Origin of the sequence: Ralstonia edaphi (genome assembly GCF_958350185.1) — a bacterium.
Classification (GTDB): Bacteria; Pseudomonadota; Gammaproteobacteria; order Burkholderiales; family Burkholderiaceae; genus Ralstonia; species Ralstonia edaphi.
Genome location: NZ_CATWHI010000001.1, coordinates 401,050 through 423,417 on the forward strand (window position 1 = coordinate 401,050; position 22,368 = coordinate 423,417).

Genomic DNA, 22,368 nt, shown 5'->3' on the forward strand with positions numbered 1-22,368 from the left:
GCGCGCGCATCACGGTGCCATCGTTGGTAACATCGACGCGTGCGCCGCGCCTCCACATCCCCTTCGCTTCAACCTGCCGACCCTCGCGTTACTGCAGACGCGAGCGTCTTCGGCACGCTTGCACGCGGCTCGCGCGCATCGCTTGAGCGCGTCGCCAATCTGGGCGACGGCGTAACCGCCGCCATCTGGCGCAACGAGCACGACGAGGCCCGCTACATCCAGCCTGGGCACCACACGCTCTCGGTCTATCTGCAAGGTGGCTACACCACACACCGGCAAGATCTGCCGCACCTGTTCGGCGCACCCGGGCGCGTGTGCATGCTGCCGGCCGAGCACCAGTCGAGCTGGGTGATCGAGCAACCGATGCGCTTCGTTCATCTATATTTCGCGCCCGACGCGCTGGCCGGGCACGCGGTACGTCTGCTCGACGCAGAGCCGCGCCTGTTCACGCTGCACGACCGCACCTTCATCGAAGACGCGCATCTCGCACAGGCTTGCGCGAACATCGCCCAGCTCGATTGGACCGACCTGGACGATCGCATGCGCGCCAACGCCCTGGCCAACGACACGCTGTCGTACCTCGTTCAGACTCAGGGCCGCACGCGAGCGCTTGCCGTGCGCGGCGGGCTGGCGCCACACGTGTGCCGACGCATTGCCGCACGCATCGATGCCGAGCTGCATCTGCCCTTGTCGCTCGGACAACTGGCGGCCGAGGCGAACCTGTCGGAATTCCATTTCGCGCGGATGTTTCGTGCGTCGTTCGGGGCCGCGCCGCATGAGTGGGTGATGCAGCAACGCATGGCGCGTGCGCAAACGCTGCTGCGCACCACCACGCTCGCGCTGGCGACGATTGCCGAGCGATGCGGCTTTGCGAGCGCCAGCCATTTCAGCCGGCGATTTGCCTTGCAGCTGGGCGCATCGCCGTCACGCTACCGGCAGGCGTGGCAACGCGGGTAGACCGCAAGCTGCCACGTCAATATGCGAACGACCGTGCATCGATTTTCCGGTCGTCCCTCTCAGCCGAAAACCTGTGCTGGACTAGCGTTTTCCACGATAGAGGCGTATCGGCCGGCGCAGTAACGTGGAGTCGGGTTCCCCATGGAGACCGCCATGTTTACCCATATCCTCCTGCCGACCGACGGCTCCGAGCAGTGCCGCAAGGCCATCGACGGCGCGCTCAAGCTGGCGCGCGCCACGGGCTGTCGCCTCACCGCCTACACGTGCATTGAAGAATTCCCCAACATGGCGTATTCGGCCGGCGTGGGCGAGTGTCCGCATGCGCACTACATGGAAACGGTGCAGGGCCATGCCAAGGACTGCATTGACCGCATTGCAGAGCGCGCCCGGGAAGAAGGTGTGCAGTTCGACAGCGATGTGTCGCAGTTTGCCGAGCCCTATCTGGGCATCCTCGATGCGGCAAAGCGGCACGCGTGCGACGTCATCTTCATGGCATCGCACGGGCACCGCAGCTTGATGGGGCGACTGCTGATCGGCAACGAGACGCGCAAGGTGCTCACCTACGCGCACGTGCCGGTCGTGGTCTACCGGTAGAAATTCCGGTCGCAGCGGTCAACCGCGCGCCGCGCCCCCCATCTTTGGTCCGAGCCCCGGATTACATCATCGGCGGGGCTTCCGGCCCAGCCTCTCCGGGCTCGAGTTCCGCCACGCGCTGGGCTTCACGCTCGCCGACCTGCTTGCGCTGTTCCGGCGTGAGCACCTGCATGATCTTGGCGTCGGCCTGCGCACGCAGCTGCGCTTCGCGGGCCACGGCGCGGCCCAGCGATTCGGTCAGGCTGCGTGCACGCGCTTCGTCGTATTGGCCGGAGGCCACCATCTGGTGCAGATCGCGGCGGGCATGCTCGATGGCCTTGCGCTGCTCACGCGCTTCCGGCATCTGCGCATAGTGGATGGCGAAAATCTTGTCGCGCTGCTCTTCGCTGAGCTTCAGGCCACGCAGAAAAGGCGCACCGCCATGATGCGGGCCCATGCCGCGTGCGCCGCCCGGGCCGGCGCCTGGCCCGCGCTCCATCATGCCCGGGCCATGTGGCGCCATAGGTGGCATGGGCGACAGCGGAACGGCGCCGGGGCCGGCGGTCTGGGCCAGCGCGGCGCATGAAAGCAAAAGTCCGGCAGCAATGCCGGCTACGCGGGAAATCACAGCGGTCATGTTGAGGCTCCTGATGAGATCGTCGGCCGGACATGCCGGCCATGTGCTCACTGTAGCCGTCGACACCGCACCAAAGGTGGGCAAACCGTGGAGTTTTCTTGAACCTCAGGCGTCGAGCCGGTAACCCACGCCATAGACGGAATGGATCAGCTCGGTGCCCGGGCTCACCTGCTCCATCTTGCGGCGCAGGTTCTTGATGTGGGTATCGACGGTGCGGTCGGTCACGATGCGGTGATCGTCGTAGATCTGCTCAAGCAGGTTCGAGCGCGAGAGGATGCGCCCCGGCGCCCCAGCCAGCGCGGCGAGCAGGCGGAATTCAACCGGCGTGAGGTCGAGCCGCTGGCCGCGCAGCGTGGCGGAATAGGCTGCACCATCGATCTGCAATGCGCTCTCCGGCACGCCGCCGGCGCGCTGTACGCGGCGCAGGATGGTCTTGATGCGCGCCACCAGTTCGCGCGGGCTGAAGGGCTTGCAAACGTAGTCGTCGGCGCCAAGCTCGAGACCGAGCAGGCGGTCGATTTCTTCCACGCGTGCCGTCACCATGACGATGGGCACCTCGCTGAAGGCACGCACCTCCCGGCAAATTTCCAGGCCGTCCTTGCCGGGCAGCATCAGGTCCAGCAGCACGAGTTCGGGCGCCGTCTCGCGAACGCGCTGCGTCGCGTGCGTGCCATCGGCGAGCCACTCGGTCTCGTAGTGAGCGGCGCGCAGATAGTCGGTCATCAAGGCAGCCAGCTTGGGTTCGTCTTCAATGATCAGAATCATGGTCGGCTAGCGGATCAAGCACATCAAGAACAGGCAGGCGGATGGCAATCCACAGCCCGCCCAACGGCGAATGTCTGGCTTCAATGGTGCCGCCATGAGCGGCGACGATCGTCTGGCACAGGCTCAGGCCCAGGCCGGCCCCGCCCTGCGCCCGGCTGCGCGAGGCATCCACGCGGAACAGGCGGTCGAAGATGCGCGGCAGCATCGCCTCGGGCACGCCCGGCGCGCTGTCCTGCACGTCGATCTGCTGCCAGCCACCGTCCTGGTGAACATGGACGCGCAGCGTGCCGCCGGCATCGGTATAGCGCAGTGTGTTTTCCAGCAGGTTCTGCATGACTTGCCGCAGCCGCTGCGCGTCGCCTTTGATCATCGTTGCATGCGACGGCGCCGCCGGCACGTCGAGCTGCAGCGCGATGCCCTTTTCCATCAGGCGCGGCGTAAAGCCCTGCACGGCGCTGCACACGGTGTCGGCCAGGTCGAGCGGCTCCATGTGGAAAGCGAGCGCGCCCACATCGGCCAGCGAAAGTTCATACAGGTCGTCGATAAGCTTGCTGAGGGTCGACACCTCGGCCTGCAATGACGCCAGCGACGTGGCCGTCAACGGCCGCACGCCATCTTCCAGTGCTTCCAGTTCGCCGCGCAGCACGGCCAGGGGTGTGCGCAGCTCATGCGAAATGTCGGCCGTGAGCTGACGACGCATCTTCTGGTTGGCTTCCAGCGACGCGGCAAGGTGGTTGAAATCCGCCGCCAGCTCGCCGAGTTCATCGCGCGAATGGACGTCGACGCGGGTGGCGTAGTCGCCGTCGGCCATGCGGCGCGCGGCATCCGTCAGCCGGCGCATCGGCGCCAGCAGACCGCGTGCGAGCAGCACCGCCACCAGCGCCGCCAGCAGGACCGACAGCCCGGCGATGATCCACGTGGCGCGCAACTGCTGCGCCTGGAATGCCTGGTCGGCACCTTCGGGCACGCGCACGCGCGGCGGCATGGCCAACCAGCCGACGATCTGGCCGTTGTGGTGCAGTTCGTGCCATCGCGCGTTCGGCCCGAGCGGCGGCCCGTCGCCGATGATGACGTTGCGCTGGGCATCCAGCAGCCAGATCGGCGAGTGTGGGATCGGCGGCTCGCCGGGCGGGGGCGGCGGCATGCGGCCGGCGGTCGGCGGCCCGGGCGGAGGCGGCGCGTCTTTGTCCATGCCGGGCGGGATCGGATCGAAGCGATGGCCCGGCGGCAGGTCAAAGCGGTCACCGCCCATGCCGTTGGCGCGGGCGCGCGCGCCTTCGCGGCGCAGCAGGCGGAACCACGCCAGTCGATCGTTGCGCAGGAAATCCCAGCTGCCGTGCTGCGTGTAGGCCGCCTCCACGCCTTGTGCCAGCGAGGCCATGCGCTCAGCCTCGCGTGCGTTCACGTAGTCGAGAAAGTTGGCGTCGAACCGCCAGCGCACCGCCGCGCCCATGGCGAGCGCAACGACGATGCTCAGCATGAACAACGCAACGAACAGCTTGGAGGTGATACCGAAAGACGGGCGCATGGATCAGTCAGAGGCTGCCGGGCGCCGCCGCGGGAGCGGTTCCCGCGCTGCCCGGCCGCAGGCACGGCGTCATCTTACCGGGCGCATTGCCGCAGAAAGCCGAAGCATACCAACCGCCTGTGCGCAAAAAATGAGCGAAATGCGAAGAAAGCGTATGCTGCTGCCACGCTGCAGCTCCACAGATTCGCGCATTCCCCTCACAAGGAACCGCCCTTTGTCCAACCGGCCGGCCAACCTCGCGTTCTTGATGCACCGCTGCGCCATGCGCGGCGTGGAAGCCGTCGCTGCAGATTCCGGTCACGCTTTTCCACGTCACACGCATGGCCAGTTCGGCATCGGCATCGTCGATCGTGGGGCGCAGAAGTCGTTCAGCGGACGCGGCACGGTGGAAGCCGGCGCGGGCGACGTCATCACCGTCAATCCGTTTGAAGTGCACGATGGCACACCCATCGGCGACGCTGGTCGCGCGTGGCGCATGCTTTACCTCGACCCCGGCGTCGTCACCGACCTGGCCACCGACCTGCACCCCAGCCAGGCCGGGGATGCCGAGTTTGACCGCCCTGTCATCCACGACGCCAATCTCGCACCGCGCGTCCGCCTGCTGTTTGCGCAGATGACCGTGCCCGCCGCGCAAGGCGACGCCCTGCTCCGCGAGCAGCTGCTGCTATCGGTACTGGCGGACGCGCTGCATCCCGCAAACCGGGCAACCGGCAAACACGGCGACGCAGCCCCCGACGCCATCCGGCTCGCCCGAGCGCGCATCGACGATGACCCGGCTGCCGCTATCTCCCTCCTCGACCTCGCACACGAAACTGGCCTGAGCCGCTTCCAGGTATTGCGCGGCTTTGCCCGCGTGACCGGCCTCACACCGCACGCCTATCAGGTGCAACGGCGCGTGGCCCTGGCGCGTCGGCTGATCGCCCAAGGCGAGCCGTTGGCGGACGTGGCGGCCGCCTGCGGCTTTGCCGATCAGAGCCACATGACGCGGCAGTTCGTGCGCAAGTACGGCGTATCGCCGGGCATGGTGGCGGCGGCGCGCTAGGCGCATCTTCCGACGCTTCCGCCGCTGCAATTTCGTTCAAGACGCGCGCATCGCGTGCGCCCATCCTGCGACCTCCACACACGCAGGATGCGATATGCCCAAACTGTCCAAACGACTTGAAGGTTATCTCTACCTTGCCCTGGCGATGGTGCTGGTGGGCAGCACCGTTGCGGCCAGCAAGATCATCGCGGCGGGCTTGCCGCCATTCACGGCGACGGCGTTGCGCTTTGCGATGGCACTGCCGATGTTCCTCGTCATCATGCGCATGACCCGTTCGCGCTGGCCCGTGCTTGCACGCCGCGACTGGGTGCTGCTCTTCCTGCAGGCGGCCGCCGGCAGCGTGGGCTATACGACGCTGCTCATTTCGGGGCTGCGGCACACGTCGGCCGCAGACGCGGGCGTCATCATTGGGACGCTGCCGGTCATGTCGGCACTCATTGCGATCGTGCTGCTGGGGGAGCGGCCCGGGCGCGCGGTGCTCGGGGCGATTGGGCTGGCCACCGCCGGCGTGCTGACCATCGCCCTGCAACCGCGCGGCGACGCGGCACATCCGCTGCTTGGCAATCTGCTGGTGATGGGCGCCGTGGTGTGCGAGGGACTCTTCATCCTGCTCAACAAGCGGCTGCGTACGCCGGTACCGCCGCTGGCCCTGTCGGCATTAATGAGTGCATTCGGTTTGCTGACGGCGCTGGCGCCCGCGCTGTGGGAAGCACCGTGGCAGTTGCACGCATCGGCGCAGGCAACGCACGCGCTGATGGCCGTGGCCTATTACGCCATCGTACCGACGGTTGGTGGTTTTGTGCTCTGGTATGCCGGCGCTGCGCGCGTGAGCGGTGCCGAGGCATCGTTGTTCACCGCGCTTGCGCCTGTGGCAGCCGTGGTGTTTGCAGCCGCGCTGCTCGGCGAGGCCGTCAGCGCGCGCCAGGTGGGCGGCATTGCGTGCGTGCTGGCGGGGGTGCTCAGCCTTGGATTGGCGCGCGCACCAAGGCCGGCCTCATCGGCCGCGTCTTAGGCTTCAGCCTCTGGGGCCGTCACATCTTCCATGCGCTCGATGCGCACGCGCACGATGCGGCGGCTCCCTGCTTCAAGGATCACGAAACGCAGATCGTGGCGCACCAGCGTGTCGCCCACTTCGGGCAGGCGGTCCCACTGGTTGAAGAGGTAACCGCCCAGGCTCGTGGCGCCGCCGCCTTCGTCGAGCAGCCAGTCGACGTGCAGCACATCTTCGAGCTGGCGCAGGTCCGCTTCGCCAGCGACTTCCCAGCAGCTATCGCTGACTTCCATCACGCCCGGGCGCTCGTCTTCATCGGGGAATTCACCCGCAATGGCTTCGAGCACGTCGATGGGCGTCACCACGCCTTGCACGACGTCCAGCGGATCGGTCACCACCAGCATGCGCCCGCGCGCACGCTTGAGCTGATCCATCAGGCGGAGGATGCCGATGTTGTCGGACACCTTGAGCGCAGGCTTCACGCTGCGGTCTACGTCGATGGAGCCACGGGTGTCGAGATCGCCCATCAGATCTTTGGCGCGCGCCACGCCCAAGAGGTCGTCCAGGCCGCCACGGCAGACCGGAAACTGGTTATGCGGCACGGCCAGCAGCAATTTGCGGGTGACGGCCACGTCGGCGTCCAGATCCACCCACGAAATATCGTGGCGTGGCGTCATGATCGAGCGCACCGACCGCTCGGCCAAGTCGAGCACGCCGCTGACCATGCTGCGCTCTTCGGGGCGGAACACAGTCTCGGGCACGTGCTGGCCCGCCTCGTGCGAAACCGCCTCGTGCGATTCGGACTCCGCCGGCGCGCCGCGACGCTCGCCCAGCAGGCTCAGCACGGCATCTGCGGTGCGCTCGCGCAGCGGGCGACGGCGCTCGTAGCGCACGGTATTGCGCTGGGCCACCTGGTTGAAGAACTCGATCAGGATCGAGAAGCCGATGGCGGCGTACAGATAGCCCTTCGGAATATGAAAGCCCAGCCCTTCGGCAACGAGCGAGAAGCCGATCATCAGCAGGAAGCTCAGGCACAGCACCACCACCGTGCGATGCGCGTTGACGAACTCCGTCAACGGGCGCGAGGCAAACAGCATGGCGCCCATGGCGATCACCACGGCCGCCATCATCACCGGCAGGTCGTTGACCATGCCCACGGCCGTGATGACGGAGTCGATGGAGAACACCGCATCGAGAATCACCACCTGCGCAATCACGTTCCAGAACTTGCCGTGCCCGCTGCCATGGCTTTCGTCCTGCGGCTGGCCGTCCAGACGTTCGTGCAGCTCCGACGTGGCCTTGAACAACAGGAAGAAGCCGCCTAGCAGCAGGATGAGCGATCGGCCCGACAGGTCGACGGGCCCCAGCGTAAGCAACGGCTTGGTCAGCCCGATCAGCCACGACATGGTCGCCAGCAGCACCATGCGCATGACCAGGGCCAGGCCCAGCCCGATCATCCGGGCACGGTCGCGCAGCGCCGGCGGCAACTTGTTGACCAGAATGGCGATGAAAACGAGGTTGTCGATGCCGAGAACAATCTCGAGCACCACGAGGGTGAACAGGCCGATCCAGATGGACGGGTCAGCAAGCCAAGTCATAGCGGGAAGTGGAAAACAGCAGAAAGACGATCCGCCGATGATAACCGCAGCGCACGCGCGGCCTTGCGCGAATCCCCCCGCAAGGTGTTGCAACAAACGGGCCGCGGCAGGCGCTGCGGACGTTTAGCGCTGTGCAACGCGGCTGCCGCCTTGGGCGCCGGCCTGCGCCGCCCGCGCGGGGCGGTAGCCGTCGGTGAGCGTCTTGAGGAAGGCAACGATGTCGCGCACGTCGGCCTCGGACAGCACGGGCTTATCGCCCGGCTTGCCCCCAAACGGCGGCTCCATGTTGACGTTGACGCGGTATTGGGCGGGCAGATCATCGAACTTGTCGACCGTGCCATCCGCCTTGCGCGGATACCACTTCTGCGGTTGCGTGTCGCGCTGGGCGTAGAAGCGCACCGCATCTTCCAGCGAATGGATCGCACCGTTGTGGAAGAACGACTTGCGCAGCGCCACGTTGCGCAGCGACGGCGTGCGGAAGCGGCCGCAATAGTCGGCGCGGTCTTTCAGATCGGTCCGGTCGGGGCCGCAGAGACCGAGGTCGAAGAACTTCGGGTCGGCATTGGCGGCCAGCGTGCGGTTGCGGGGCACGCCCACGGCAATGAGGCCGAAATCGGTAAAGGCGGGGAACGCGCCGTCCTGCTTGATGGCGCTCACGTGGCACGACGCGCAGTTGCCCTTGGCCGGATCGGCAAATGCCTGCAGACCGCGCATCTCCTGCGGCGACAGCTTCACCTGTTTGCGCAAGAACGCGTCGTACTTGCTGTCGTACGGATAGAACTCGGACGGCGTCTCCTGGAAGACCTCAAGCACCATCAGTGCGGCGCGGAAGGCGGTGTCTTCGTTGTCGAGGATGTCGTTGCCGAATACCTGGCGGAATGTCTGCGCGTGGCGGCCATTGCGCAGCTTGGCCACCACGCTGGCCTGCGTGCCGTTGGCCATCTCGTGTGCAGACAACAGCGGGATGCGCGCCTGCTCATGCGTGGACGACACGCGGCCGTCCCACGTGTAGCCGCCGGTCGGGCCCTGGTCTTCGGAGTCGTTGCCGTCGCTCTCGTAAAAGTGTTCCGTGAACGGCGGCACGTTCTGCAGGTAGCGCAGCGACGGCGCAGCGCGCACGCCCGTCCTGTTCATGCCCGTGCCGCCAAGCTGCACCGACAGATCGTTCGGCGGGCCGTAGGCATGCGTGGGGCTGTGGCAGCTTGCACAGGACAGTTTGCCCGAGGCCGACAGGGCCGGATCGAAGAACAGCGCCTTGCCCAATGCCGTCATCGCGGGCACCGATGGGCGGCGCGTCGCCATCATCGTGTAGAAGGCCTTTTCGTAAGCGGGGGCCGCTGCTGGCTTGGCAGCCGGCGCGGATGCCGCCTGCGTCACGGCCGCCTCCCCTCGCCGGCAGCCGCTCAACCCGGCAGCCAGCCCCACAAGCGCAAGCGCGGAAACGACGATCACGCGAAGAGTTGCAGGCAGAAGGCGGCGCATTTGCGATAGGCGAAATGTTGGGAGCCTTGCAACTTAGCATGGGTCCCATGACACTTTGATGTCGTCAAACGCGTGTCACGTCAGCCCTTGGAGAGGTCCCATGGTGGCAAATGTCTTCAAACGTTCGGTGGTGCCCCTGCTCATCCTGATGATGGTCATCACGCTCAACTGGGGCGAAATCGGTTCCACGCCTGCGTTTGCATCATCAACTTGTCACACACGAAGCACAGACTCCGGCTCGCTTTCGTCCCCCACACAACAAACCAGGGAAATCATGAGCCGAGCGCTTCGTCTTTTGCCGCTGACCGCGTTGGTCGCGGCCAGCATGTCTGCCTGTGGTGGCAGCGATTCGAGCAGCAATGCCTCCGCGTCCACCTCGGGCGTCGTGACGGGCAGCTACTTCGAGAATGCCAAGGTCTGTATCGACGCCAATAACAATGGCAAGTGCGATGCCGGTGAAACCAGCACGCGCACCGCCAAGGACGGCACGTACACGCTGTCGGGCACGGGCCCCGTCACCGTTGAAATCGGTACGGACGCGTTCCGCAACGACCCGGACACCGGCGCCCACACAGCCATCACGCAGCCGCTGGTGTTTCGCGCGCCGGCTGGCGCCAACGCCGTCGTCAGCGCCATTTCCACCGAACTGGCCGTGCTGATGGACAGCAACGGCGGCGACCTGAACGCGGCCAAGACGGCGCTCGCCGCCCGCCTTGGCGTGACGGTGGACAAGCTGCTCGAAGACCACAACAAGGAAGCCGACGCTGGCATCAAGGCTGCGCTGCAGGCTGAAATCGACCAAGCCATCGATCTGATCGCCGACGCCGTTGCCAATGGCGGCGACATCGGCAAGACCCTGCGCGACGGCGTGGCCAAGCGCGTGGCGCTGGCCAACAACGTCAAGACGATCGTGGTGATCTACGCAGAAAACCGCGGCTTCGACAACCTGTACGGCCTATTCCCGGGCGCCAACGGCATCCCCGGCGTGAACCCGACTTCGACCGGTACCGCCGTTGCGCAGAAGGACTTCGACGGCTCGGTGCTGCCGACGCTGCCGCCCACTTGGAAGGGCGTCACGGCTGCAGGCCAAGCTGTGCAAGTCTCGCAAGCCCAAACGAGTGGTTGGGCGAACAAGCCGTTCCAGATCGACGATCCCGCAGGCATCAACGGTACAGGTATCGTCGTCGGGCAGAACGTGATCACCCGCGACCTGTGGCACCGCTTCTATCAGAACCAGATGCAGATCAACGGCGGCAAGAACGACAAGTTCGCCGCGTATGCCGATGCCGGCGGCCTGACCATGGGCTACTACGACGGCAGCAAGATGGCCATGTGGAACATCGCCAAGCAATACACGCTGGCGGATAACTTCTTTATGGGCGCATTCGGCGGTTCGTTCCTGAACCACCAATACCTCGTTTGCGCCTGCGCGCCGATTTATCCGAACGTCGTTGGCTCGCCGGCAGAGGGGAGCCGCGCAACGGTTGCGTCCGTTGACGCCAACGGCACGCCCCAGCTCGCGCCGAGCGCCAGCTCCGTTATGGCAGGATCGCCGACGTTCGCCGGCGACGGCAACCTGACGCCACTGGAAAAGGACGGCAGTGCGTATGCAGTCAACACGATGCAGCCGCCGTACCAGCCGTCGGGCAACGCCGTGGCCAGCGGCAACGCGGCCTACGCCGATCCGACCAAGGCCACCACCCTGCCGAAGCAGTCGACCACCAACATCGGTGACCTGCTGACGGCCCGTGGCGTGGACTGGGCCTGGTACGCCGGCGCCTGGAACGCGGCCCTTGCCGACGCCCCCAACGCCACGCGCAGCGTGATCTACAGCGGCGCAATCCAGTTCCAGCCGCACCACCAGCCGTTCAACTACTTCAGCCGCTTCGACCCGGCCACGACGAGTGGCGCTGCCGAGCGTGCGGCCCACCTGCGCGATTACGATGCTGCGTTCCTGCAAGACGCAGCGGCAGGCAAGCTGCCCGCCGTCACGTTCTACAAGCCGCAAGGCAACCTGAACCAGCACCCGGGCTATGCCAACGTGGCTGACGGCGACGCGCACATCGCCAACGTGATCGCGCAACTGCAGAAGAGCCCGCAGTGGAAGAACATGGTGATCGTCGTGACGTATGACGAAAACGGTGGCTTCTACGACCACGCCCCGGTGCCGAAGGCCGACCGCTGGGGCCCGGGCACGCGTATCCCGGCGATCATCGTTTCGCCGTTCGCCAAGAAGGGTTTCGTCGACCACACGCAGTACGACACGGCTTCCGTCCTGCGCCTGATCACGCACCGCTTCGACCTGCCGACGCTGCCGGGTATCAAGCAACGTGACGCAGCGCTCGTCTCCAACGGCAACAAGCCGATGGGTGACCTGACCAACGCGCTGGACTTCACGCAGGCGCAATAACGCTGCAGCGCAGCCCTCACGAAAAAGGCGGCCGGAGCAATCCTGGCCGCCTTTTTTCTTGACCCGCTATTTGCCTTTCTTCTTGCCGGCGGGCTTTTCGCTCTCCAGCGTCTCGAGCCGCATTCCAACCTTGATCGTCACCTGCCAGTGGGCAATCCTGCCGTCGACGAGGTGGCCTCGCGTTTCCAGCACTTCAAACCAGTCCAGATGCTTGAGCGTCTCGCCCGCGCGCGCGATGGCGTTGCGGACCGCCGCATCGCTGGAGTCGGGTGAAGAACCGACCAGCTCGATCATCTTGTAGGTATGGGAACCCATATCGCCTCCTTGTTGGCATGGTTGGAACGTCGGCAGGGTGCTGCAAGGCGCGATGTGCATGCGGTTGGTTCGATGCGCGCGCCATGGCACTTACCAGAATGGCACCTGCCCCCGCACCTTGATAGCCCGGATTTGCACGGGGCTGAAAAATCCTGGCGGTTAATTGCGTTTACAAATCTGACAAATCTCGTCAACAGACCGACGCGTGACGTCAAACCCTCGCCGATCCCGCAGCTGTGACCGCAGCCGATGTGCCACTTTTCGGGCGGCCGTACGATGCGGCCACGTCAAACCGGGCTGGTACGGAACCTGCGTTGCGGTGGATACCCGTGTCCCCCAGAGAGGAGGCGCCATGCGCCATCCCGAACAACAAGCATCCGCCTCATACTCGCCGCTGTCGGCCGTGCCGCCGGCACCGCCGGCTTCGCACGACACCGCGCGCCTGATCGCCGAGACCATCCCGTTTCATATCGAACGCGGCGGCCGCAGCATCGAAGCCACCTATTCGACCCGCAACGGCATCGTCACGGTCAAATACCGGGGCAAGACACTGTCTACGTATTCGCCCCAGGGCGACGAGGCCGACTACAAGGCCGTCGCTCGCCAACTGCTCAGCGTCATGCTGACCATCTGAGCCGCGTCCGTTCCTCAATGCCGGACCTTCGCCGTGCCGTGCGCAGGGCGGCCAAACTCGGCACGCAGCGCGTCCTTGGCGCGTTCGAGAATCCGGCGCCGCCCGGCGCTCAGGTTGTGCCCCGCCCGATTGATATAGAACGTCAGCATCGACATGGCCGACTGGAATGCCGTCCCTTTGCGCCGCCGGCTGTGCTCGGCCGATGCCTTGAGCGATGCCGCAATCCGCGCGGGGCTGCGCGACTTGAAGATGTCGGGTTCGAGGTCCAGCGCGTCGCTGGTTTCCATCACATGGCGCGACCAACGGTGGTTCTGCTGCTTGGCCTTCGATTTGGCCGGCACCGGCTTGGACCGGGCGTGATGCGTGGCCATGATGAAATCTCCTGTAACGATGTACCGGCAGTTCCGCAAGCCACGTACCCGGGCGGCCGGCACCACAGGGCGGAGTTCCGTTACGATGACGGTCGGTTCACGCATTCTTTCCGCCTCCTTCATTGATCGCCGGCTTCCGGCGCACTTCCAACGTGTCTGGCGACGCCGGTCTTTCCCCCGCTTCCTCTTCCGCATCTGCGCAAACGCTGTCACATGCGCCGTTCTCCTACCCCGCCTTCCGGCTGTTCTGGTTCGCCAGGCTGTCCACCACGTTCGCCTACCAGATGTTCGGGGTGGCCGTCGGCTGGCAGGTCTACGACCTGACGCGCAGCGCCTATGTACTGGGGCTGGTCGGGCTGGCGCAGTTTCTGCCGTCGGTGGTGCTGGTGCTGGCCTCCGGCCATATTGCGGACCGCTACGATCGGCGGTACGTCGTACGCGCGTGTCAGGCCATCGAGGCGTTGGTGGCGCTTGCACTGGCCGTCATGGCAGCGAATGGGCATGCCGGCGTGCAGCCCATCTTCCTGTGCGTGGTCGTGATTGGCGCAATGCGCGCGTTCGAGACGCCGACGCTGCAAGCGCTGCTGCCCACGCTCGTGCCGCCGCAGGCATTGCCGCGCGCCGTGGCGCTGTCCAGCTCGGCGGGGCAGACCGGCGTCATCCTGGGGCCGGCGCTGGGCGGTTTTCTGTACGTGGCCGGTGCGCCCGTGGTGTATGCCACGGCAGCCGGGCTCTTTCTGCTCGCGCACGTGTTGCTGGCGCTGGTGCGGATGGAGCGTGCGGTGCCGGTCAGCACGCCGGTGAGCCTCGAATCGCTGTTTGCGGGTATCGCGTTCATCAAGAGGCGGCCGGTGGTGCTGGGCGCCATCTCGCTCGACCTGTTTGCCGTGCTGCTGGGCGGCGCGACGGCGTTGCTGCCGATCTATGCGCGCGACATCCTGGGCACGGGCGCGTGGGGGCTGGGGCTGCTGCGCTCGGCGCCGGCGGTTGGGGCGCTGGGCATGGCGCTCTTCCTGGCGCACCGTCCGCTGGATCGGCATGTTGGACGCGTGATGTTTGCCGCCGTGGCCGTGTTCGGGCTGGCGACGCTGGTGTTCGGGGTGTCGCGCTGGCTGCCGCTGTCAATGCTCGCGCTGGTGCTGCTCGGCGCATCGGACATGATCAGTGTGGTGATCCGCACGTCGCTGGTGCAGCTCGATACGCCCGATGCCATGCGCGGGCGCGTGAGTGCGGTCAATTCCGTGTTCGTGGGCGCGTCCAACCAGTTGGGCGAATTCGAGTCGGGCATGCTGGCCGGATTGTTTGGGCCGGTGGCCTCGGTGGTGATTGGCGGCCTCGGCACGCTGTTGGTGGTGGCCGCCTGGATGCGGCTGTTCCCCGCGCTGACGCAGCGCGACCGCATGCGCGATCCGCTCCCGGAACCAGCTGGACACCCCTCTTCAGGGGGATAAACCCGCCAGGCCGCGCCGCTGCTGGCCTGAGCAAGAATCGGGCGCTGTCTTGCAAGCGTGTCAGCGAAACCCCGATGGCATCGGAGGCGGCCAATTCGTATCCTGAGTCACCTTTGGCTGCCTTGTTCTACGCCCGGTATTGCGCCCGACTGTGACGTCCATCCTGCCCTCTTCATCCCGCCCGTCGGACGCGCGCGCTGCTGACCCTGCCCGGTTGCCGGACCCTGGGCCCTTCAGCACGACCGGGTTCAACGGTGCGCCGGCTATACGTCCGTCAGCATGGCTGGTGGCCATCGGTGCTGCCGTAGTCGGCACGATCGGGCGTTTGCTGCTCGAATCGGCGCTGGGCATCCACCTGCCCTTTTACCTGGCTTTTCCGGTGGTGACGATTGCCGCGTGGTACGGCGGCTTCTGGCCGGGGATCCTGGCGATCGTCTGCTATGCGGGGCTCTTCACGGGACTGGCCGCGCTGCAGAGCTGGCCCGCCGCCGTGCCGCTCACACCAATCCAGATGACGGTGTTTGGGGTCGGTGCGCTGCTCATCTGCGCCTTGTGCGAGCAGTTGCGCCGCGCCCGCGCGGGGGCCGAACGGCGCGCGCGGGCTGAGACCCAGCAACGCCTGTCACAGCAACGTCTGCTGGCCGCGCTGCAGGCGTCGCCCATTTCGCTGTACGACGTCGACAACACGATGCACTTCACGTGGGTGCACAACCCCGTGTTCGGCCTGCAGCCCGAGCAGCTGCTGGGGCGGACGGTGCGCGAGGTGTTCGGCCGCCGCGCCGCATCGCGCCTGACCGAGGCGGGCCAGCGCGTCATCGCAACCGGCACGCCCACGCGCGTGGAGTTCGCCTTCCGGCGGCGCCACACGCAGCGCGTGGTCTACGACGTGGTGGTCATGCCGCTGCGCGACGACACCGGCGAGATCATCGGCCTGACCAACGCCGTGATCGACATCAGCGAGCGCCGCCAGGTCGAGGCCCGCCGCACGCAGCTGCTCGAAGCCGAATCCCGCGCCCGCGAAGAAGCCGAGCGCGCCAGCCGCCTGAAAGACGACTTCCTGGCGACGGTCAGCCACGAACTGCGCACACCGCTCAACGCCGTGCTGGGCTGGGCCCAGCTGCTGAACATGCGCGCCTACGACGAGGCGATGTTCAAGCGCGGCATTGAAGCCATCGAGCGCAGCGCGCGCACGCAGGTTCACCTGATCGACGATCTGCTCGACATGTCGGCCATCCTCTCGGGCAAGGTCCCGCTGGAGATCGGCCCCGTGGATCTGGCCGACGTGCTGGAACGGGCGCGCGAGACCATCGAACCGATGGCGCGCCAGAAGAACATCACCATCGAGACCGAATTCCTGCCGGTGCCGACGCTGCAAGGCGATGCCGGACGACTGAAGCAGGTGTTCTGGAACCTGCTGGCCAATGCCGTCAAGTTCACGCCCGAGGGCGGGCACATCCGGCTTTCGGTGCATCCGGCGCCGGAAGGCGTGGTCGCTACCGTGCGCGACACGGGCATCGGCATCGAGCCCGCCTTCCTGCCGCATATCTTTGACCGGTTCCAGCAGGCGGATCTGTCCAGCACGCGCCGCCACGGCGGGCTCGGCCTGGGGCTGGCAATTGCCAAACAACTTGTCGAGCTGCATCACGGCCGCATCACCGCGGCCAGCAGCGGCGCGGACCGTGGCACCACCATGGCGGTGTCGCTGCCGTTGCATGCCGCGCAACCGGGCGAACAGGCCAACCGCACGCCGGGCCTCGTCGCAGGCACGGGCATGCCGACGCTGGACGGCATCCGCGTGCTGGCGGTGGATGACAACCCCGAATCGCTCGGCGTGATCGCCCTGATGCTGGAGCGCTACGGCGCCGAGGTTGTCACCGTATCCAGCGGGGCCGCCGCGCTCGATGCACTGGAACAGGCCGCCGCCGCCCACCCGTTCGATGCGCTGGTGAGCGACCTTGCCATGCCGGGCATGGACGGCATGCAGCTTGTGCGCGCCGTGCGCGACCGTGGTTTGACCGACCTGCCCGCCATCGCCGTGACGGCATTTGCCGACCCGATCCGCCTCAAGGCGGCAAAGGAAGCCGGTTACCAATCGGTCATCACCAAGCCGATCTTCCCGGGCGAGCTGGGTCACGTGCTGGCCGCCAATGTGCATCGCAAGACGGGGCCCGAAACGCTGGCATGACACATCGGCAACCATGCCTTGACGGAATGGTTGACCGAACAAAAGTCATTGGCGTATGTGGCGGCGCATCCGCATACTCGTTGGTCTGTGCCGATCGGTGGGGCATCTCTCCCCTAGCAGTTGCCAGCACCCGCTCAGCCGATCGGCCAGCTTGCCCTTCCCATCAGCCGCGCTCGCGGCTGTCTGCTGCATCCATAAGAACGCCTGAATCCTCCCTGCCCCATCTGGGCTGCGCGGGCATTCCGGGCTCAGAGAGGAGACTGCATCGCCATGCCTATCCGTTCGCTTCCCGTTCTGTTGTCTGCCGTTGCACTCGGCATTTCGACGCAGGCTGCAGCCAAAGACGCGCCCACGACGGCCACGCAGACCATCGCCGTACCCGGCCTGTCAAAGCCCGCCGATATCCTGATCGACCGCTGGGGCGTACCGCACATCTACGCCAAGAGCGAAGACGATGGCTTCTTCGCGCAAGGCTTCAATGCCGCGCGAGACCGTCTCTTCCAGATCGACCTGTGGCGCCGCCGGGGTCTGGGCGAACTGTCGGAAGTGTTCGGCCCGGCCTATGTGGAACAGGATCGCGCCACGCGGCTGTTTCTCTATCGCGGCGACATGCAGGTCGAATGGAACCGCTACAGCCCCGACGCGCAGCGCATTGCCACGCGCTTCGTAGCCGGCATCAACGCGTATGTCGACTGGCTGGCCAGGCATCCGGACCAGATGCCGTTCGAATTCCGCAAGCTGAACTACGCGCCAGCGCATTGGGCGCCGGAAGACGTGGTGCGCATCCGCAGCCACGGCCTGACGCGCAACCTGCAATCGGAAGTTGCACGCGCCAACGTGGCCTGCAAGGCCAATCTCGCCGACGACACCGTCCGCTTCGGCCTGCAGCCCGCCTGGCAAACCCAGTTGCCCGAAGGCCTAGACCCATGCCTGCCGAAGGACTTGCTGAAGGTCTTCACGCTCGCCACGCAAGGCGTGAAACTCACGCCGGAATCGCTCAAGGGTGTAGACGTCGACAGCACGCGCGTCGCGGCCGCCGCCAACCTCGAAGAGACGATGGAGGGCAGCAACAACTGGGTGATCGCGCCGGGCAAATCGACCACCGGCCGCGCCGTGATGGCCAACGACCCGCACCGCGCCTATTCCGCACCGAGCCTGCGCTACATCGCCCACATCAGCACACCCACGCTCGACATCATCGGCGCCGGAGAGCCCTCGCTGCCGGCCGTGTCGATCGGCCATAACGGCCACGTGGCGTTCGGGCTCACCATCTTCAACATCGACCAGGAAGACCTCTACGTCTACGAGCTGAATCCGGCCAACAACAGCGAATACCGCTACAACGGCGGCTGGGAGCCCTTCACCGTGCTGCACGAAACGGTGAAGGTGCGCGGCGGTGACTCCCGCCCCGTCGACCTCACCTTCACGCGCCACGGCCCGGTCATCTACGTCGACGCCGAGAAGCACCGCGCCTACGCGGTGCGCTCCGCGTGGCTGTCGCCGGGCATGTCGCCGTATTTCGGCTCGGTCGGCTACATGCGCGCACGCACCTTCGCGCAGTTCAAGCAGTCGATGATGAACTGGGGCGCCCCCACTGAAAACCAGGTCTATGCCGACACGAAGGGCAACATCGGCTGGGTGCCGGGCGGCCTCGCCCCGATCCGCCCGAACTGGGACGGCCTGCTGCCCGTGCCCGGCGACGGCCGCTTCGAATGGGCCGGCTTCTGGCGCGGCGATCAACTGCCCAGCACCTACAACCCGAAGTCGGGCTACTTCACCTCGTCCAACGAGATGAACCTGCCGCAGGATTACCCATACCGCGAGCGAAAACTCGGCTTCGAGTGGACCAACGGCTCGCGCCACGCACGCATTGACGAAGTGCTGGCCAAGCTCGACAAGGTGTCGATCGAAGATTCGATGCGCCTACAGAACGACATGGTGTCGATCCCCGCGCGCAGGCTGATGGCCCTGCTGGCGCCGCTGTCGTCCAACGACGCCGACACACAAGCCGCGCTCAACCTGTTCAAGGGCTGGAACGCGACCATGCTGGCGTATTCGCCGCAGGCCGCGCTGCATGAAGTCTGGTTCACACACCACCTTGGCGGCGCGTTCAAGAATGCCGTGCTGTCCAAAGCCGGCGCCGAGGCAATGGCCGCGCCCGATACCGCCGTCATGCTCGACACGCTGGAGCACCCGCAAGGCAGCGAACGCAAATTCGGCGAAGACCCGCAACAAGCCGCCGCCAAACGCGATGCCGTGCTGCTCGCCAGTCTGAAGAATGCGTGGGCCGATATGGTTAAGCGCCAGGGCCCGAACCCGCAAGCGTGGAACTGGGGCCAACTGCACCACAACCTGAACGCCCATCCGTTCGCCGCCATCGTCGACGAGGCCACGCGCGCCAAGCTCAACGTCGGCCCCACGCCTGAAGGCGGCAGTCCCTACACGCCCAACCAGTCGACGTACCGCGCCAGCGATTTCCTGCAGACCAACGGCCCATCGTTCCGCACGGTGGTGGACGTCGGCAACTGGGACAACTCCCGCGCCGTCAACCTCCCCGGCCAATCCGGCAACCCCGACAGCCCGCACTATCGCGACCTGGCACCGCTGTGGCTCAAGGGCGAATACTTCCCGCTGCTGTATTCGCGCAAGGCCGTCGAAGCCGCGACCGAGTCGCGCGTGCATCTGGTGCCTGGAAAGTAAGCACACGACCCACAAAGAAAAACGCCACCGCGCTATTTGCGCTGGCGTTTTTCTTTGTGCTTTGTACCGCCCAACTGGCGGCGTCGATCCAGATACGTGGACAACTCACTACCCTGGCGGATTGGATTATTTTGTGAATTCGCAGGCAGACGGACCTCTCGCTGGCTACGCTCCACAGCTTCCCGAGCTGGAGCGTTGCCGCCATGGGCCGTCGAGAGTTACCGTTTGCCACCCGAACCGTTACCGTCTCCGGGGCTGGATTGCCGGAGGTCATGGGCCAACCAGCCCTGGTGTTTTCCAAGCTCTTCGGTACCGAGCATCTGGGCGAGCTGTTCGAGTACGAAGTCGAACTTAAGACTCCCGACGATCGCAACGTTCTCTACGGCCCTGGGGCGAATCTCGACACCAACGCACTACGCGGACAGGAACTCACTGTCACCATTGCGCTGGATGGCAACGGCTTTGGCCTTGGACGTGGCATCGGTGCCGGCAGGCGCGAGATCACCGGTCTGGTCACCGACGTCGTTGGCCCCATCCCCGTGGACCATGGCCGGCAGATCAAATACCGCCTTACGCTTCGCCCCTGGCTCTGGTTGGCCACGCTCAACCGCGACACCCGCATCTTCCAGCAGCAAACCGTTGTCGAGATCCTCGACACCCTGCTCGCCGACTACATCTTCCCCGTTGAACTCCGTCTGGATGTCGCTCGCTACCCCAGGCGCGAGTACCAGGTTCAATACAACGAAAGCGACTTCCAGTTCTTCCAGCGCCTTACGCAAGAGTGGGGCATTTCCTGGCACATCGAGCACAGCGACGGCAAGCACCGTCTGATCCTCACCGATGGCAATGGCGCATTTGCTCCGTTCGCCAGCCCCGCATATCAAACGATCCGCTGGCAACCGTCCTCTGATCGCATCGACGAAGAACACCTGCACACCTTTGAGCTGCACGATCGCGTCGTCTCCGGCCAATGGGCCAGCACCGACTACGACTTCGTCAAGCCAACGGCGGACTTGACCGTCCGCGCCTCCGATCCGCTCGACACCGCCCACGCCGAAGCGGAAGTGCGCGAATGGCCCGGTGACCACAGCCAGCCCGCCACCGGCAACGACCCATGGGCCGAAGGCAATCAAATCGCCCGTCTGCGAGTGGAAGCCTTACGTCAGCACGGCCGGCGAGTCAGCGGGGCTGGCAACGTCCGCGCCATGGTGCCTGGCTGCACCTTCAGGCTGACGCACTTCTTGCAAGACGAAGCCAATCGGGAGTACCTGATCCTCGGCACGCAGCTCCGAATTGAGGACGTGCCCGAAGCATCAGGGGGTGGTCAACCGTGGTACTGCGAAGTCAGCTTCACCGCGCAGCCCAGCAACGAACTCTTCCGCCCCGAGCGCACGCAGCCCAAGCCGGGAACGACAGGCCCCCAAACGGCAAGCGTGGTCGGCCCCGAGAATCAGGAAGTCTGGACCGATGAATACGGCCGTGTCCGCCTGCAATTCCACTGGGACCGCATCGGTCAACGAAACGCCAACAGTTCCTGCTGGGTGCGGGTGTCGTCTTCATGGCAAGGCGAGCGCTTTGGGGCTATTCATATTCCGCGTATCGGCCAAGAAGTCATCGTCGATTTCATCAATGGCGATCCGGATTGCCCCATCATCATTGGCCGTGTCCCAAACCGGAACAACATGCCCCAGTGGCCAATGCCGGGGCATCACGCACTGTCCGGTTTCGTCAGTAAAGAACTACACGGGGGTGGCACCAACACCTTCGTGCAGGACGACACGCAGGGGCAAATTCAGACGCAACTGCAAAGCGATCACCAGAATTCCAGCCTCAGCCTTGGGTTTATCACACGCATCCTGCGCGGCATCGGGCGCCAGGAGAAACGCGGCGAAGGATTCGAATTGCGCACCGACGGGCACGGTGTCGTGCGCGGCGGCGACGGTTTGTTGATTAGTACCGAAGCCCGGCCCGATGCCAAAGCGCACCACAAAGACATGGGCGAAACGCTCGCCCGGTTGAAACAGGCACAGCATGCTCACGACATCACGGGTCAACTTGCGCAGCATCACAACGCACAAGATGCCGAACAACAAGACGTCGCCCAGGCGCTCAAAGCACAGCATGACGAAATCCATGGCTCTGGCGAGGTTCACGGTGAACTAAGCGCGCCGCACCTCGTGCTGGCGTCGCCTGCCGGTATGGCGGCTACAACGGCACGATCGAACCAATTGCACAGCGGCGAGCATCTAGCCGTTACCACAGGCAAGCACGCATCCTTCGTAAGCAATGGCGGGTTCTTTGCCAGCGCCGCGCGGCGCATTGCACTCTTCGCGCACAGTCTTGGCATCAAGCTCGTGGCCGCCACCGATCACATCGTGCTTGAGGCGCAGGACGGCGACATCAAAGGCATTGCCAGGCGCAAGATCCATCTCCGCTCGCTGGGTGAGATCGTGTTGGAGGCCGATCAAGGCATGTTGTTAAAGGTCGGTCAAACCTACCTGCGCTTAACGCCTCAGCAGATCGTTGAGGGCATGAGCGGGAAGAAGCAAGTTCATGCCGCGTCATACAGCCTCACCGGCCCTGATGGCATGAGCCTCGGCGCTGTTTAGCTGCCACACAGCGATTTCGATCAGGAGGTGTATCTGCACCTACCTGATGGCTCGCCCGCCGCAAACCGAAAATTCCGCATCACGCACGCCGATGGCACCGTCGTCGAAGGCGTAACAGAC

The 22,368-nt window shown here is 65.5% G+C and carries 17 protein-coding genes; 10 read left to right on the plus strand and 7 right to left on the minus strand.

All coding sequences use genetic code 11. The features are described from left to right. Positions 1-39 precede the first annotated feature (39 nt). Complete coding sequence (locus tag R2669_RS01805; RefSeq protein WP_147219108.1) at positions 40-957, plus strand: AraC family transcriptional regulator; 918 nt, start codon at positions 40-42, stop codon at positions 955-957. Between the two features lie 153 nt (positions 958-1,110). Continuing rightward, a complete protein-coding gene (locus R2669_RS01810; RefSeq protein WP_316891268.1) occupies positions 1,111-1,551 on the plus strand; it encodes a universal stress protein in 441 nt (146 codons plus the stop codon). 61 nt (positions 1,552-1,612) lie between these two features. On the opposite strand, the gene R2669_RS01815 is transcribed toward R2669_RS01810, so the two are convergent. The 3 genes from R2669_RS01815 to R2669_RS01825 all read right to left on the minus strand — a co-directional run bounded on the left by R2669_RS01815 (position 1,613) and on the right by R2669_RS01825 (position 4,460). Then, positions 1,613-2,167 (minus strand): Spy/CpxP family protein refolding chaperone, encoded by a 555-nt coding sequence (locus R2669_RS01815; RefSeq protein ID WP_147219104.1) that lies wholly within the window; start codon positions 2,165-2,167, stop codon positions 1,613-1,615. A 105-nt stretch (positions 2,168-2,272) separates the two neighbouring features. Then, complete coding sequence (locus R2669_RS01820; protein WP_316898219.1) at positions 2,273-2,932, minus strand: response regulator; 660 nt, start codon at positions 2,930-2,932, stop codon at positions 2,273-2,275. Then, entirely contained in the window at positions 2,916-4,460 is a 1,545-nt protein-coding gene (locus R2669_RS01825; protein WP_316898220.1) for an ATP-binding protein, read from the minus strand. Before R2669_RS01825 ends, R2669_RS01820 begins: the two co-directional genes overlap by 17 nt. A gap of 262 nt (positions 4,461-4,722) precedes the next feature. Here R2669_RS01825 and R2669_RS01830 point away from each other — a divergent pair, with 262 nt between their 5' ends. After that, positions 4,723-5,502, plus strand: a complete 780-nt coding sequence (locus tag R2669_RS01830) for an AraC family transcriptional regulator (RefSeq protein ID WP_147219130.1) — start codon at positions 4,723-4,725, stop codon at positions 5,500-5,502. 94 nt (positions 5,503-5,596) lie between these two features. Next, positions 5,597-6,514: a DMT family transporter gene (locus R2669_RS01835; protein ID WP_316891271.1), complete on the plus strand. Its 918-nt coding sequence runs from the start codon at positions 5,597-5,599 to the stop codon at positions 6,512-6,514. Here R2669_RS01835 and R2669_RS01840 read toward each other — a convergent pair. Further along, the gene (locus R2669_RS01840; RefSeq protein WP_316891272.1) at positions 6,511-8,091 is read right to left on the minus strand and encodes a TerC family protein; all 1,581 of its coding nucleotides are present in this window, start codon (positions 8,089-8,091) and stop codon (positions 6,511-6,513) included. The genes R2669_RS01835 and R2669_RS01840 overlap by 4 nt on opposite strands. A 123-nt stretch (positions 8,092-8,214) precedes the next feature. Then, complete coding sequence (locus R2669_RS01845) at positions 8,215-9,573, minus strand: cytochrome-c peroxidase (protein ID WP_316891273.1); 1,359 nt, start codon at positions 9,571-9,573, stop codon at positions 8,215-8,217. 274 nt (positions 9,574-9,847) lie between these two features. Between R2669_RS01845 and acpA the strand changes: the two genes are divergently transcribed. Further along, complete coding sequence (gene acpA / locus R2669_RS01850) at positions 9,848-11,983, plus strand: acid phosphatase (protein WP_316898222.1); 2,136 nt, start codon at positions 9,848-9,850, stop codon at positions 11,981-11,983. 66 nt (positions 11,984-12,049) lie between these two features. Here acpA and R2669_RS01855 read toward each other — a convergent pair whose 3' ends face one another. Continuing rightward, positions 12,050-12,298 (minus strand): dodecin, encoded by a 249-nt coding sequence (locus R2669_RS01855; protein ID WP_024978611.1) that lies wholly within the window; start codon positions 12,296-12,298, stop codon positions 12,050-12,052. Between the two features lie 352 nt (positions 12,299-12,650). Here R2669_RS01855 and R2669_RS01860 point away from each other — a divergent pair, with 352 nt between their 5' ends. Further along, a complete protein-coding gene (locus R2669_RS01860; protein ID WP_316898224.1) occupies positions 12,651-12,932 on the plus strand; it encodes a hypothetical protein in 282 nt (93 codons plus the stop codon). A gap of 14 nt (positions 12,933-12,946) precedes the next feature. On the opposite strand, the gene R2669_RS01865 is transcribed toward R2669_RS01860, so the two are convergent. Continuing rightward, positions 12,947-13,303 carry a DUF3175 domain-containing protein gene (locus R2669_RS01865; protein ID WP_316898226.1) on the minus strand — a complete coding sequence of 119 codons (357 nt, stop codon included), beginning with the start codon at positions 13,301-13,303 and terminating at the stop codon, positions 12,947-12,949. Between the two features lie 152 nt (positions 13,304-13,455). Here R2669_RS01865 and R2669_RS01870 point away from each other — a divergent pair, with 152 nt between their 5' ends. The 4 genes from R2669_RS01870 (at position 13,456) to R2669_RS01885 (ending at position 22,248) form a co-directional block, all read left to right on the plus strand. Then, positions 13,456-14,754 (plus strand): MFS transporter, encoded by a 1,299-nt coding sequence (locus tag R2669_RS01870; RefSeq protein ID WP_316898227.1) that lies wholly within the window; start codon positions 13,456-13,458, stop codon positions 14,752-14,754. 139 nt (positions 14,755-14,893) lie between these two features. Further along, complete coding sequence (locus tag R2669_RS01875; RefSeq protein ID WP_316898228.1) at positions 14,894-16,939, plus strand: ATP-binding protein; 2,046 nt, start codon at positions 14,894-14,896, stop codon at positions 16,937-16,939. Positions 16,940-17,209: 270 nt separating this feature from the next. Continuing rightward, a complete protein-coding gene (locus R2669_RS01880; RefSeq protein ID WP_316898229.1) occupies positions 17,210-19,639 on the plus strand; it encodes a penicillin acylase family protein in 2,430 nt (809 codons plus the stop codon). A 272-nt stretch (positions 19,640-19,911) separates the two neighbouring features. Continuing rightward, positions 19,912-22,248, plus strand: a complete 2,337-nt coding sequence (locus tag R2669_RS01885; protein ID WP_316898232.1) for a type VI secretion system Vgr family protein — start codon at positions 19,912-19,914, stop codon at positions 22,246-22,248. Positions 22,249-22,368: the final 120 nt, after the last annotated feature.